The organism is Microcoleus sp. AT9b-C3, assembly GCF_036705485.1.
Lineage (GTDB): Bacteria > Cyanobacteriota > Cyanobacteriia > Cyanobacteriales > Microcoleaceae > Microcoleus.
On record NZ_JAUBUR010000003.1, the window covers coordinates 118349 to 132424 of the forward strand.

Annotated in this window: 15 protein-coding genes; 3 read left to right on the top strand and 12 right to left on the bottom strand. The window is 44.6% G+C overall.

The window, feature by feature from the left end:
• Window positions 1-34: 34 nt before the first annotated feature.
• Window positions 35-235: a hypothetical protein gene (locus QUB77_RS03995; RefSeq protein WP_333103120.1), complete on the top strand. Its 201-nt coding sequence runs from the start codon at window positions 35-37 to the stop codon at window positions 233-235.
• Window positions 235-486, top strand: a complete 252-nt coding sequence (locus QUB77_RS04000; protein WP_333103119.1) for a hypothetical protein — start codon at window positions 235-237, stop codon at window positions 484-486. Before QUB77_RS03995 ends, QUB77_RS04000 begins: the two co-directional genes overlap by 1 nt.
• Here QUB77_RS04000 and QUB77_RS04005 read toward each other — a convergent pair.
• The 10 genes from QUB77_RS04005 to QUB77_RS04050 form a co-directional block, all read right to left on the bottom strand.
• Window positions 476-2389 carry an aminopeptidase P family protein gene (locus QUB77_RS04005; RefSeq protein WP_333170160.1) on the bottom strand — a complete coding sequence of 638 codons (1914 nt, stop codon included), beginning with the start codon at window positions 2387-2389 and terminating at the stop codon, window positions 476-478. The genes QUB77_RS04000 and QUB77_RS04005 overlap by 11 nt on opposite strands.
• 16 nt (window positions 2390-2405) lie before the next feature.
• On the bottom strand, window positions 2406-3575 hold the full coding sequence (locus tag QUB77_RS04010) for a pyridoxal phosphate-dependent aminotransferase (protein WP_333170159.1): 1170 nt from the start codon (window positions 3573-3575) through the stop codon (window positions 2406-2408).
• A gap of 117 nt (window positions 3576-3692) precedes the next feature.
• The gene (locus tag QUB77_RS04015; RefSeq protein WP_333170158.1) at window positions 3693-4025 is read right to left on the bottom strand and encodes a XisI protein; all 333 of its coding nucleotides are present in this window, start codon (window positions 4023-4025) and stop codon (window positions 3693-3695) included.
• On the bottom strand, window positions 4013-4432 hold the full coding sequence (locus QUB77_RS04020; RefSeq protein WP_333170157.1) for a XisH family protein: 420 nt from the start codon (window positions 4430-4432) through the stop codon (window positions 4013-4015). Before QUB77_RS04020 ends, QUB77_RS04015 begins: the two co-directional genes overlap by 13 nt.
• 157 nt (window positions 4433-4589) lie before the next feature.
• Window positions 4590-7631, bottom strand: coding sequence for an SMC family ATPase (locus tag QUB77_RS04025; RefSeq protein WP_333170156.1), 3042 nt, complete (start codon window positions 7629-7631; stop codon window positions 4590-4592).
• Between the two features lie 238 nt (window positions 7632-7869).
• Window positions 7870-9045, bottom strand: coding sequence for an exonuclease SbcCD subunit D (locus tag QUB77_RS04030; RefSeq protein WP_333170155.1), 1176 nt, complete (start codon window positions 9043-9045; stop codon window positions 7870-7872).
• A gap of 45 nt (window positions 9046-9090) precedes the next feature.
• A complete protein-coding gene (locus QUB77_RS04035) occupies window positions 9091-9336 on the bottom strand; it encodes a DUF433 domain-containing protein (RefSeq protein ID WP_445251713.1) in 246 nt (81 codons plus the stop codon).
• Window positions 9337-9342: 6 nt separating this feature from the next.
• Window positions 9343-9684 carry a DUF5615 family PIN-like protein gene (locus QUB77_RS04040; RefSeq protein WP_333170154.1) on the bottom strand — a complete coding sequence of 114 codons (342 nt, stop codon included), beginning with the start codon at window positions 9682-9684 and terminating at the stop codon, window positions 9343-9345.
• Window positions 9685-9687: 3 nt separating this feature from the next.
• Window positions 9688-10014 carry a DUF433 domain-containing protein gene (locus QUB77_RS04045; protein WP_333170260.1) on the bottom strand — a complete coding sequence of 109 codons (327 nt, stop codon included), beginning with the start codon at window positions 10012-10014 and terminating at the stop codon, window positions 9688-9690.
• A gap of 76 nt (window positions 10015-10090) precedes the next feature.
• Window positions 10091-10984, bottom strand: coding sequence for an ion channel (locus QUB77_RS04050; RefSeq protein WP_333170153.1), 894 nt, complete (start codon window positions 10982-10984; stop codon window positions 10091-10093).
• 71 nt (window positions 10985-11055) lie between these two features.
• On the opposite strand from QUB77_RS04050, the gene QUB77_RS04055 reads away from it, so the two are divergent.
• Entirely contained in the window at window positions 11056-11418 is a 363-nt protein-coding gene (locus tag QUB77_RS04055) for a hypothetical protein (RefSeq protein ID WP_333170152.1), read from the top strand.
• A gap of 140 nt (window positions 11419-11558) precedes the next feature.
• Here QUB77_RS04055 and QUB77_RS04060 read toward each other — a convergent pair whose 3' ends face one another.
• A complete protein-coding gene (locus tag QUB77_RS04060; RefSeq protein WP_333170151.1) occupies window positions 11559-12893 on the bottom strand; it encodes a hypothetical protein in 1335 nt (444 codons plus the stop codon).
• Between the two features lie 533 nt (window positions 12894-13426).
• The gene (locus QUB77_RS04065) at window positions 13427-13948 is read right to left on the bottom strand and encodes a hypothetical protein (protein WP_333170150.1); all 522 of its coding nucleotides are present in this window, start codon (window positions 13946-13948) and stop codon (window positions 13427-13429) included.
• Window positions 13949-14076 lie beyond the last annotated feature (128 nt).

Genomic DNA, 14076 nt, shown 5'->3' on the forward strand with positions numbered 1-14076 from the left:
GATAGATATAATCTAGCTACAGGTCAGAAGCTCTATGTTGACGATCGAGCAAATTGAAGCCGCTATCCTGGATTTACCACCAGATAAGTTTCATCAACTTTTGGAATGGTTTTTTGAGTTGGATTATCGGCGTTGGGACGAGCAGTTAGAACAAGATATTGCTGGCGGTAAGTTGGAAGATTTAGCCCAGGAGGCGATCGCAGATTTTGAGGCGGGGCGCTATCGGGAAATTTGATGCACTACACGACTCGCCGATTTTGGGAATGCTACAACGCTTTACCTGAAACCGTCAAGCTTTCAGCCGATCGATGTTACGAATTACTCAAAGCCGATCCAACTCATCCATCGCTGCATTTCAAAAAAGTCGGCAAGTATTGGTCAGTCAGAGCCGGACAAGACTACCGAGCTTTGGGTATAGGGATTGAGCAGGGGATTTTGTGGTTTTGGATCGGCGCGCACGCAGAGTACGATCGGCTTATTGGCTAACAGTAACATCAATTTTACCTAACGCAGCGCAGGCTGTTTTCAACCATTCAATTGCTGCTGCATCAAGTACGGGTTCGAGTTTCTCGACTACCAAAGCGTGATAATTATTCAACCATGCTAGTTGAGTCTTTGACAGTCGATCGACATTTATCAATTTGCGCTCAAACGGAATATACGTCAGCGATTCAAATCCGTACCAAACCGTACCGTTTTTTGAGGGCATTTCCCTGACAACATAGAGATTTTCGATGCGAATTCCGCCCCATCCCGGTTCGTAATATCCCGGTTCGATGCTAGTTACCATTCCGGCTTCTAGGGGATACTGCACAGATTTGCTGATGCCGTTGGACCCTTCGTGACCGGCTAAAAACGCGCCTACTCCGTGCCCGGTGCCATGTCCGTAGTCTAGCTGTTCTTGCCATAATACCGCACGGGCGATCGCATCTAATTGCGCTCCCGTTGTTCCTTTGGGGAATTGCTGCATTGCACAGTTGATGTGCGCGATTAAGACTGTTGTGTAGTGTTCTATTTGTAGCGCCGTCGGTTCTCCGATACTTATTGTTCTCGTATCGTCCGTTGTACCTGCTAAATATTGCGCGCCTGAGTCAAGCAGCAGCAATTCTCCGGGTTTTAATGTGACTTCTGGGCTGGGGGTTCCGTAATGTACGATCGAGCTATTGGCTCCCGCACCTGCGATCGTTCTAAAAGTTAAAGTCTGAAAATCAGTTTCTTCCTGGTAAAATCTTTCAATGCTTTCTTTAACATCAAACTCGGTCAAGACATTACCATTTTCTAGTTGTTCTGTCAACCATTTTAAAGTCAAACTTTTCGCTCGACTTGCTTTGAAATTGGCTGATTTCATCTGCTCGATTTCAACCAAATTTTTGCGAGCTTTCATCCCTTCTACCGGATGCGTCTCAAAAACTATTTCGATGTTGTATAATTGCGCTTCTTGATGGTTTAAGATTAACTGGTACGTGCCTGCTGTGCTGTGTTTCGGGTCTAAAAGTACCCGAACTTTATGTGGCCAATTTACGCAAGTTTCTAATGTATGCGGATAGTCTGCGTAGGGAAGCAAAGTTACATCCGCCCGCAATTGTTGCTTGATTTCTAGTGAAATTCGTTCGGTATTTGTAAACAAAAATGCTGAATCTGTGGTGACAATGGCATAGGATATGAAAATGGGAATGTGGGGAATATCCGAGCCTCGGAGGTTGAACAGCCACGCTATTTGATTGAGGTTGGTAATCGGAAGCACATCGATGTTGGCTTTTTGCATCGCTTCCCTGACTCTGGCTAATTTTTCGGCGGCCGTTTCTCCGGTCAGGGATACAGGTAAGCTAAATATGGGCTCTGCATCAATCGCGGGTAAAGTCTCTGCTGTTTGCCAAGGAGTTTGCGATCGCACTTTGTCTGTCAAATTCTCCCGGATTGGTATGAGCTCAATCTCCGCAGTTGCAAATTTTTTCACCCAATTTTGATATTGCTCTGTCGCTACAGTAAACGGATCAAAACCCAGGCGAATTTTAGTTGATTTTTCTGCCGATTCTACAGCCAGTTTTTCTAAAGTTTCAATTAAGGTTAAATTTCCTTCTAACCCGAGTTTCGATATTTGAATAATTCCAGTATCGACTTGCAATTCGGCTTGTTCGTAATAGCGGGAATCCACAAACAACCAAGCGGAATCTTTGCCAACCAACAAATCACCGGCGGAACCCGTAAAACCGCACATCCAAGCTCGTCGCTGCTTGGCTGCTGGAACTGATAAATTTAAGTGTTCGTCAACCGCTGGGATGTAATAGCAATCTAATTCATAATCTGCCATCAAGTCGCGCAAGTCTGCCAGTTTTGCAGCGGAGGTATCTTGGATATTTGTATTTGCTTTTAAGTTCGTGGCAACCATGTTTAATTTTCCTATTTTACTTGTTTAAAATTGTCTTCAAACCTTTAACCAATCTCCTAATACCAGCGGTTGCGGTTGCTTTCTCCAAAGCACCGTAAGCAACCCGCAAATAGCAGCCACTATCCATGCCGAAGGTTGTACCGGGAAGCACTGCTACGTGATATTCACGAATTAATTGTTCTACTAATTCCATTGTATCGATTTCAGTATCAACTTTCAAGAAAAAGTAGAATGCTCCGCAGGCTGGGGAAATTGTACACAAGTTTTGGATGGTATTGAGTTCGTCTAATACGAGTTGCCGCACAGATGCGATCGCCCTTACATAATTATCGCAGTAACCTCTACCAACTTGCAAGGCTCCCAGGGCTGCATACTGAGAAATTACTGGCGGGCAAATTAAGATTGTATCTTGAATTTTTCTCACTGAAACGAGCAAATGTTCTGGGATTACCATATACCCGATCCGCCAACTCGCAAAACCGTAGGCTTTGGAGAGGCTAAATAGAGAAATTGTATGTTCGCTGCTGTCGGGAAAAGCGGCGGGCGAACAGTGTTTGACGCCGTTATAAGTAAAATATTCGTAAGCTTCATCGCTGATGTGATAGATGTTGTGCTGGCGACAAATTTCGTTAACTTCCCGGAGTGCTTCGGAAGGATAAACAACACCAGTGGGATTATTTGGGGAAATGGTAACTATGGCTCGCGTTTTGTCGGTAATTGCTTTTTTTAGAGCATCGATATTAAGTTGATAAGTGGCGTCAGTTTCTACTATCACTGGTCGGCAATTTGCCATAATTGCCGCCATTTCGTGGTTGAAGTAATAAGGTGATTGGATAATAACTTCGTCCCCCGCCGAAGTGATAGCGAGAATGGCGTTGGTAAATCCCATATTGCTGCCGGCGGTAACAACAATGCAGTTTTTGCTGTTAATTTCTATGTCGTTATCGGTTTTAAGTTTGGCTGCGATAGCATCTTGTAATTGTGGAATTCCTTCCACGGCTTTGTATTTATGATTGTCGGTATTTGCGAAGAATTCGGGAATTCGGTCAAATGATTCTTGTGGCGGATTGTAGTAAACTACGCCTTGTCCTAAAGATATTGTTCCCGGATTGTGGCGGATCAGTTCGCCAACTACGGGAATTATTGGCGACTGTACCGATTGCATTCGAGTCGGGTGATTTTTCATATAATATTTGTTTCTTGGGGCGTTAAGTAAATTGACATAACTTACAGATTAGACCTCCGAATCATTGGGTAAGCCGCGGTTGTGGGGATTTGGTTGTTTGGGAGATTATTTAAGGATTTACGCTATCGCAAATCCAGTAAATTGCCGTACATAAGGCGCTCTAAATCCCAACACAATATCTGTTTTAGGGACTCCCAATTCTAGAAATTGATTGGCAATTCCTGCTTCCGTAAAATCGCGCTGAATCCAAATCTTTCCATCTTTGATATCAACATGAATCGGACATCCATGAATTCGTTCTTCATCCCGCCATCCCACATACAACAATAAATAGCGATCGTGTTCCGTATCGAAAACAATTTCAGTGGTTTCTAAATCTTGCTCAGACTGCTCTTTCGCGTGTTGATGTATGACTTTCTGAACTAACTGGCGATAATCTAATCTTTCCATAATGTTATCTCCTGTCCCTTCACATGAAAAACCAGCATCTTTATTTGATATCGTTCTAACACATTTTGAACAAACGAGTCTGTAAAAAAATCTTGATAGATATCTGTAGGCACTGCCAAATACAGCACTCGTTCTGATTCCAATTTTTCCAATGCTACTCGATAATTAAGAAATTGACCAACAGCCATATGGAATTCTGACAGCGCCGACAAGCCCACAAAACTTTTTACTTCTACTGCTATTTTTTCCAGCCCCTTTTCGGCAGAAAGTAATTTTTCTCCTCCCAAATCTATCTGCATTTTTACTTGAGAAGTTACTTTTAGAAACAGAGGATCGTGAGTAATTGTCCATCCATCTTTCTCCAAAGCCGAACGTACTGTGTTGTGAAAGATATCTTTGGCTGACATGATTTAAAAAAGTGTTTTACTAGATCCAAAAAGAGCTTACTTAACAGGTGCGTAGTACACACCCTACATATATAGTTTGTCGGATGTGGACGGCGCACCGAGAGCGCTATAAATAGCGAGCCGAACTACTTTTTACATAAGTCTTATTATATTATAATTAAACTCTCTCAACTTCTATTGTAGAACCTTGGGGGGATTTAGAAACTTTAACTTGTGCGGGTAATCTTTCGCCCAATTCTCGAACGTGGGTAATCACTCCAATCAGCCTGTCTCGCTGCCGCAAAGATTCTAAAATTTGAGTAACGCTTTCGAGAGTTTCAGTATCTAAAGTACCAAATCCTTCATCTAGAAATAAGCTCCCCAAGTGAGTTCCTTGAGACAGTTTTTCTGACAAAGCTAAAGCCATTGATAAGGAAGTGGCAAAGGTTTCGCCACCGGAAAGAGTACGCACTCGTCTAGCTTCGCCGCCGTTCCAATTATCTGCTACCCAGTATTCGCCGTCTTGGTTTCTTAGTTTGTAGCGATTTTCGGTTAATTCTTGCAAAATTAAGGTGGCGCTGCCGACTAATTCTGCTTCTAAATGTTCTAAAATGTAGGACTGAAATTCGTTGGATTTGAGATTCTGCGTTAAGGTGTGATAAGTTTGCTCTTGTTCAGTGAAATTTGTGATTTGCTGTGACAGTCTTTCGGCTTGTTCGAGATTTTGGGCTGCTACTTGAATCCAAGCTAAGAGTTCGGCGCGGTTGTTGTTGGCTTGTTTGAGGTTTTCTTGGGCTGTTTGTTTTGCCGATCGCACTTGTGCTAAAGTATTCTCATCGGTGGTTCTGCCTGCGAGATCCTCGCTCAAATCTTTCGCCCGCGTTTCTAACTGAATTTTTGATTCGCGGTGAGAGCGAATAGCATTTTCCCATTCTGATTGTTCCTTAACTGTCGCCACCGCTGCTAAAAATGTCTCTTCTGTGAAATCAGCCGCTGTTAATTTTGCTGACCAATCCAGGTTTAACTGCTGTTTGTGAGCCTGCGCTTGTCCAAAAGCTTCTCCAGCTTGTTGCTCTCTCTCTGCTGCTTGAATAACCTTATTTTGAGCAGTTTGATAGGATTTTTCGGCAACTTTCAGCAGATTTGCCAAGTCTTGCTTGTCTTGTTCTAAGACTTTTGCTAAATTAGCATAAGGTTGATATTCGGTAATTTGATAAAGCGCATTGACACAACTTTGCAACTGCTGCTGGCGGCGGTCTGATTCGGCGATCGCATCTTGATATTCCTGCTGTTTAGCTGCTTGAGTCGCCACAGCAAAATTAAATTTTTGTTGAAAATTATCATATTCCAATGATGCGAGTTGGAATTGCTGTTCAGTTTGGCGGTATTGGCGATCGCTCTCTTTAAGAAGTGCCAACTCCTGCTGCAACCCCAAGCTTTCCCACTGAGGATTTTCCAGCACATGAGTGATTTCCTGCTGCAATTGAGCAACTTTATTCGCAGTTAATTCCAACATTTGAGCAATTTCCGACTCTTTTTGCAGGCAGGATGAAACTGCACTTTTTCCCTCAGCAGCCAACCTTTGAGCATCTTGAAAAACCTGATTTGCAGCAGCCAATTTCCGCCGCAAACCAGCGACATCGACAATATTAGAATCGGGCAAAGGAGGGAGCCGATCGCTCTCAGGATGCACCCCCCCACACACCGGGCAAGTATCGCCAGAATTCAGCGACATTCTGACAGCAGCAACACTCTCTAAACGTGCCGCTTCCGCATTAGCAGTTTGGGCCGCTTCTAACTCGCGATCGCACTCTTTTAGTCGGATTTCGGCTGCTTCTAAATTAGTTGCAACCTGCACATAATTTTGTTGAGCGCTTTCCTTCTCTGCAATAGATTTCTCCAACTGTTCTTGCTGAGTCTTTTGCTGCTTGGTAATTAGCTGCAATTCCATCAATAAGGGTGCAATTTGCTGCAATTGCTCTAAACGCTTTCCTCCCGGCGCATACTGTTCGAGCTGTGCCGCTGCTTGAGTAACTCGAAAACCCGCACCTTGAATTTTAGTGTTAGCAGCTTGCAAGTCTTTATCTGCTACCATAAAAAAGCGGAGTTTTTCCTGTTGAATTTTTTGGGCCAGCGCAACTTCTTTTTCTAATTGAGCGCGCTGTTCTTCATATACTTTAGCAGCAGCTAGAGCATCTTCGCGAGCCTTAATTTGTGGCGCTAGCACCTCTTCTTTCGCTTTTGCCACGTCAAGTTGCTGCTGCTCTACTGCTAGCTCAGAGCGAGCTTTAATTAACTGCTTTCGCGCTGCCACCGAGGCACTTTCGGCAGTTTCATACTGACTGCGAGCCGATCGCACTAAAGCCCAATCTCCCTGTAAATGATTGGCAGCTTGCGCTCTTTCTAAACGCTGTGCTAAAATTGCAACCTCAGCAGAATTAGCATTTAATTGGATCAGTTGTTGTTGTAACTCTTGCCAGCGAGCGATTTGCGAAAATAGCTGTTCCTCTTCATCTAGATCCTTCTGAGCTTTCATCACAGCGCGATCGAACTGGGGCAACTGCTGCTCTAAAATCACAAGTTGCGATCGTTTTTGAGCCACCTCCTCAGCCGTCGGTGCACTCAAATCCGCTAGCTGCCTTTCCACCATTTCCCGTTCCTGTTTCAGCAACTTTGCGAGTTCATTGGTTTCCTTCCGCATCTGTTCAAAAATCTCAAATCCCGCTAGCTGCCGCAAAATTTCCCGGCGTTTTGATGTATCCCCTTTAATAAACTCATCAAACTTGCCTTGAGGCAGAACAATTGCTCGCGTAAAAGTATCAAAATCCATTCCTAAAATCTGTTCAATGGTATTTTGAACAGCAACGATACTCGTCCCCAAAGTTTCCCATTGACCATTTTGCCAGTTGTCCAAAATCACCTTATTTTCGGGAGATTTGGGACGGAAACGCCACCTTCGCGTCACCCGATACTGTGCCGAACCCACAGCAAAACGCAACTGCACTTTTAAATTTTCGCTGCCTTGACTTGCCAAATCACCGACTTGTTTGCCACTGCGAGTAGTAGTGCCAAAAAGAGCGTAAGTCATGGCATCTAGGAGTGAAGATTTGCCTGCACCTGTAGCACCAGTAATTGCAAACAAATCGAGTTGAGAAAAATCTAAACGCTGTTCGCGGTGGAAGCTGGTAAATCCTTCGAGAATAAGTTCGAGTGGACGCATACTGATTTTAGTTTTAGGATTTGGGGTTTTAGATTGTTATATTCAGGTCTACAGTCTTCCCGATCCCCCCTAACCCCCCTTAAAAAGGGGGGGACAAGAGTATTATCAAAGTCCCCCAACAACCAGGGGGATTTAGGGGGATCTAGACTCGACTACAAGCGACATTGAGGGTGGGTTTCAGTCTTAAAACAATTTGAAATTTGAGATTTTGGATTTAGGATTGTATCTTTTTACCCATTTAATTGTTAACTGTTTCCTTAAACTTCTTGTACAAATTTTTAAATTCCTCCAATACTGCCGGTTTCGGTGTCGTTCCCAATCGGTTTTGATAATAGTTGCAAAACTCGGCTGCCGGATCGAAATTATTGGGATCGATATTAGTTATTTCTGTTGCTTCTAGCGCTGCATCTGGATAGCGCGGTTCAATTAACAGCGCTTGAGAACAAATTTGGCGCACTCGATCGGCAAGTCCGATTTGCGGACTGTCCAGTTCGACAATTACTTTCAAGAAACCCGGATGATACTGATGAGCTTGTAAAGTTTCATCGAGATTGTCGTTATGACATTTAAGCACTTTTAACGGCTTGTGGCAAGCTACAGGCTTAAATTCCATCTTTGCCTGACTTCCCGGCTCAACTTCTATCAAGCAAAATCCTTTTTCCTGTTCCGCTTCTCCAAAATCTAACTGAATCAAAGAACCAGAATAATAAGCGGGAGAAGTCTCAGAAATCCGCTGGTGAATGTGGATGTGTCCGAGGGCAACATACTGAGCATCCGGCGGCAGAGTTTGCGATGAAAGCAGGTATTTTTCTCGCGTGTAATAAGCGACTTCGGATTTTGCCAATCGAGCGCCGTCAATGCTCATGTGTCCCATGAGAATATTGACAGTATTGTCTCTAAAATCCCTGCTTAAATCTTCGAGTAAATATGCTACGATTTCGCGGTAGTCTTTTCGGCGCTCGGCATCGCCCGACTGCCAGAGAGAATTAGCATCTAACAGTCTTTGTTCGGAAGCAAAAGGCATCGCTCCCACGCAAAGTTTACCGCTTTTTGTATTAAGAGTAATTGTGCCGCCGTCTGCGGAACGCCTGGGTTTGCCTAAAGCGCGAACACCGGCGAGAGAAAGCAATTGCGCGATGCTGTCGATGCGGGATGCTGAATCGTGATTGCCGGCGATCGCAATTGCGGGAATTCCTGCGGCTTGGAGTTCGCAGAAAAAGTTATAAGCAATGCGTTCGGCGTAAGCGGGTGGGTTGGGCACGTCGAAAATGTCACCGGCAACGAGCACAGCATCGACATCCAAGGCTTTTGCTTGCTTCAAAATCTGTTCGAGGGCGATCGCAATTTCAAAAGTGCGATCGATTCCTCGAAAACGTCGCCCTAAATGCCAGTCAGCAGTATGAATTATTCGCATAGTACGAAGAGTATTTTGTTTATTTTAAGAGAAACCTGTAACTTTTTAATCTTCCTCATTTTCTTGAATTGCTGTTTCAATCTCATCAGGATATGCCTCCGCATAACTAAAAGCACTCACTAAATCTGCTGCACTAAGATCGGGATGACCTTCTAAAATATGAGCATCGGTGGCATCTTGACGGCGATAACTTATTAACAGCCAAACAGGAATCCGCGTTTTACGAATACAGGCTTTACCGCCCATGACAGCGGGAGTCTTTTGAATTCCATACCCGAGGTATTCTATCACTTATACTCACTCCGAAGGACGGTTAACTCGAATCAGTAAACTTCTCACTGTTTCTCGATTAGCAACAGCTTCATTAATGCGTAAAGCCAACAGTTCCCTATTTGAATCATCTTTACAAACAATGATACCAGCATGGTCTGGTTGTAATGTATGCAGCCTGATAAAATGACGGCGATTGAGCGTTAAAATAGCGCGGTCAATACTGACTGCAAAAGCTAACACTTCTTCATCAGGAATTTTTTGATTAGCATTTCCTGCTTCCTGTACGGTAAGGACATCGTGACCTAAAGCCCTCAACAATTCCACAACCCGCTTCGGAAATTGTTCATCTGCATAGAAACGCGCCACTTTTCAATCTTCCTCATTTTCTATAATTGCTGTTTCAATCTCATCAGGATATGCCTCAGTATAAGCCCAAGCATTCGCCAAATCTGTGGCACGCAGAGTCGGATAGTCTTCTAGGAGTTCAGCTTCAGAAATACCTAAACGGCGAGCATTCACCAGCACCCAAACAGGAATTCGCGTTTCTCTGATGCAAGCATCGCCGCCGCACACGCCAGGAGTCTTTTGAATCCCCGACCAAAATTTTCTTAAACTTTGGGCTAGTAATTCTATAGCTTGAGCCTTCTCTTCGGGAGTTAAAGCCAAGAGTTGTGGTTGCAATTCTTTCAGTGTCATGTTCGCAGTTATTGAGTTCATAAATATTAACTCGTTTTGCCATACAGGTATTCTAGCACTGGCTGAATTCAAACATTCATTCCACAGGCTGCACATCGTGAAACCGAGTATAATCAACCACCCGCCCTCCCGTCGCCGATTTCAAAAGAATATCTACAAACCGCATATTCCACATAATTTCCGAGGCCACAAAAGAATGTCGCGCATGAATAGTTTGCGACACTGTTTCGTCAATTCCTGTTAAAGTAATTACAATTTCCGCTTGCTGTTCCATCAAGTCTTCGGCAGTAAGTTGGTACAAAGGACTGCTCTCCTCAATTGCGTGCATAACCGTCCAAGTTAAGGCAAAAACCGGAGAGTGACTTCGCACTAATTGCAAATCGTAAAAACGCCGCATAAATTCTCCTTCCGCTGTTACCTCGTTGCGGATCAAAGTAGCTCGCTGCTGCGCTTCTAAAATTTGGTTGAAACGCTGATTTGCAGTGCGGTACATCAGCGTCGGAACGCCGTTGAAAGGAGCGATCGCAGCTACCCGGCTGAAGATAACTCTAGCTGTTGGTCGAGAAAATCTCGAAAAAGCCAGTCCCGTCACCATCGCCACTCCCCACAAACCAAAAAGCGCTTCGATCGCAACTATAGTATTAGCGTAATCCGTGCGCGGATACATAGCACCGTAGCCGATCGTCGCCATTGTTTGCACGCTGAAATAAAAGGCATCTTGGAAAGAGCCCGGCCGCGCGTTAGCAATGCAATCTCCTCCCGCCAAGTATGCTAAGGCAAATAAAGAATTCGCGACTGTATACGACAGACAAATCAGCATGAAAAATCGCGGCCAAGAAAGAGTTAGCAGCCTGTGGTAGAGGTCGGCAAAATGCAGGCGAGGTACTCCCAGCTTGACAATATTTAAGGGGAATTGTCCTTGGCGGCTGACTAAACGAGCCTGTTGCGGGCGGTTGCGGTTGCTTTTCATTGCGATTTGTAACTGTGGCTGTTTCAATTTGTAACTATTGCTTTGACCGGGAAAACTTATCCTTTAGACTGATGTCTGATTCCAAAAATTCGGATAAAAGCGGGAGTTTAGAAATGGTTGAGCTTAACTGGCATGACTATCTCGTTATGGTTTCTTTTGTGGCTTCTATTGCGGGTCTAGTCCTGCTGGGTGATAATCCCAACTCGCCGCCAACGGACGATCGCACTTTGAGCGAAGAAATCCTAATCAAGATGAGCTTTACTTACTGGATAGTGTACTGCATCTCTTTTTTCGGGCTGAAACTTCACCTACCAGAAGATAGCTGGTTATTGCTCAGTTTGAAGCTGACTACGGTTCTTTCTTACTTGTTGACTGCTTCTAGCATACTCAGCCTGCCGCTGCAACGCATGGCTGTCCGACAAGTTGAAGATTAAAAAAAAGTGTTTGTAGTGAGGACTTCAGTTCTTTCGATCGCGCTGAAGAAAAACTAAAGTCCTGACTGCAAAGCTATTTGAGTTAGATTACCGGGCAATAAACTCACAGTTAGCTGTGATTCTGTCACGAACTCGGTTGCTTAGGATTTAAAGCCTTTAGAGCTTTTCTTTTTCTCCTGCGGTTTAGACTTTGACTTATTAACTTCGCCTAAAGCTTCCTGAAATAAGTTGTGCAGGTGCAAGGGAACGCTGGCAATTTCCGGGAGTTCGGGTTCTAAGGGTTTTTTAAACTCTTGCAGCAGGGCATCTAAATCGCGATCGATCTGAAAATTAGTCCGCTGCAATACAATTTGCAAAATTTGTTCTAATTTCGCTGGATTAACTTTAGCTAACCGCTGCCAAATCCAGACATTAATTCCAGGATCTTCTAGATAGTTACGCACCAGCTTTTCGTAACCGGGAACAGTTGAAAAGTCTTCGGCTGCTAGCAGTGCAGTAAATTGAGCGTAGGTAGACAAAAAGGTTTGTCCCCAGCGAGGATGAGAAAGCGCTGTCACCTGTTCGGCTTTCTTGAAGCGATCGGGCAATTCGACTTTCGGCATTACCATTTTTGAACTAGCATTGCTGTCGAGCATTACCTCAACTGCTTTAGCATCGGCACCTGCAGCCGCGATTGCCGCTGCTTTGACTTCTTCTCGATCGACTCCGGCATCTTCAACGATATCCGCCAGAGATTTACTGCCATCAACGCCCATATCAGCTAGGCGTTTTTTAGTGATAAATTCCTGAAATTCAGCCAACTGTTTATTCAGGTGATATCCCGATAGCGTTACTTCCTCACTACCAAAAAATTCGGTAAAATCTTCATGGTAGTGTTCTACCGACTGCCAAGCTTGCTCTAACAATTCCGGGGCATCGCTGTACAGGTTCTTGTTGTGATTTTGCTTGAAATTGCCGATCGCCACCGCCAACTTCGGCTTACCCAATTTCCCCTTCATAATGGGAGAGCTCGAAAGTATCCACCAGTCATCGGTAAGGGGAGAAATCCGAGCCAGCAAGATTTCTCCTAACTTAAAGCGAGACATTTCTGCCAGAAAATTAGGACTGTTGGGCTTGACAACGTAGTGCTTAGCCGTCAGCCAGTTCATCAGTTCAAACCTGTCCGGGGAAAGTTGAGTGATTTCAAATAAGCCAGTGAAGCTTCTGTGCTCCCAACTTTCGAGCAAGCTACGATCGCTCTCGGTTAAATCCGGCTGACTTTCGACAAATAGGTCGATCGGGGTTTTCTCTCCGACTTTACCTTCGATGGTAAAACTGTCAATCACTTGATTTTGCTGAGCAATATCGTAGCGCTCGCCGGTCGATCGAGCGGCAGCATAAGCTTCCAAAGCTACCGCCAACTCTCCCTCAGCATCCAGCACAAAATCAATTAAATTTTGCTTGAGTGTCCAAGCTCTTTCCAAGATTTCATCCACAAGTAATACCAATTTTGAATGAGAGGATTTAGATTAACAATTATCGGACTTAAAGCCACCGACGCTTTACGATCCGGCTGCGATTGAAGAAAGCCCATCGTGCTCGATGTCTCAGTCCTGAATAAGTTTAATTTTAAGGCTAATAGTCAAAAAAAAATGTTAATCTCAAACCGAAGCATCCCGATTTGGTAAAAAGCGTTTATTACGAGTGCGATCGTCCCGCACAGCAAAACCTCTACGTCTCTAGGGAGTTCTCACAGCGAACAGTCCTGTAAAATAAAAATTCTGATGAAAAATGCGATTTCAAAGGAGCATAAAAATACCCTCTCCGATGTAGAGAGGGGCTGAAAATCCCCAAAAACTTTGCTAAACTCGCGTTAAAAACTGTGCCATCTATCAACAACAGTCCAAGGCGCTGCAGCCGGGTTTTTTTTTTGATCGAACACTTCGCTCCATTCCGGTACCCGGCTAAAAATGACCGGAACGCTTGAGTTTGTGTGCATCCAAGACTGATAAATACTTGGCGTCAGCCCTTAGCGGCCGTGTTTGTCACTGTCGCCAGGAACAGCCCGTTCCACCCGATCCCAAGCGTCGCGCGTGGCGTACTTCGCTTTGTCCCAAGTCACATTAGACTTACCGCGATTTGTTTCGTAGTCGCGCTGCAAATCCGGTTCGATCTCGTGGTATTTCTTACCAGTAGCGCCATAGCGGCTGTATCCCTCATAACCAGTGCGGTATGCAGGCTGATAATCTTCGTAAGTCACGCTCGTGTCGGCGTAAGGACGGGAACTGTAGTTGCTTTGCCAGTAAGCATCTTCTACCGTGGGGTCGATCGCCTCGCCCACACCTTTGCCCACCAAACCGCCGCCAAACGCACCCACAACAGCGCCGACAACTGCTCCTACAGGCCCGCCAACTGCACCGCCGATCGCAGCACCCGCAGCACCCGCACTCGCGGCGCCAATACCGGTTTCTACTGGATGAGCGCCTTTTTCCCCGGAAATCGGGTCGAGGTTAGCATCAGGTTCATGTACCTTTTTTTTGTCATCGCTCATGATATTTTTTCCTTTTATCTAACTGTAACTATGATTAAATTTACCTTTTAAATTCATATCTATTCATCTGCCTTGAGGATGAATCTGCTAGCTTAAAAATAAGTGGAATGACCAAGCCTTTGTCCACC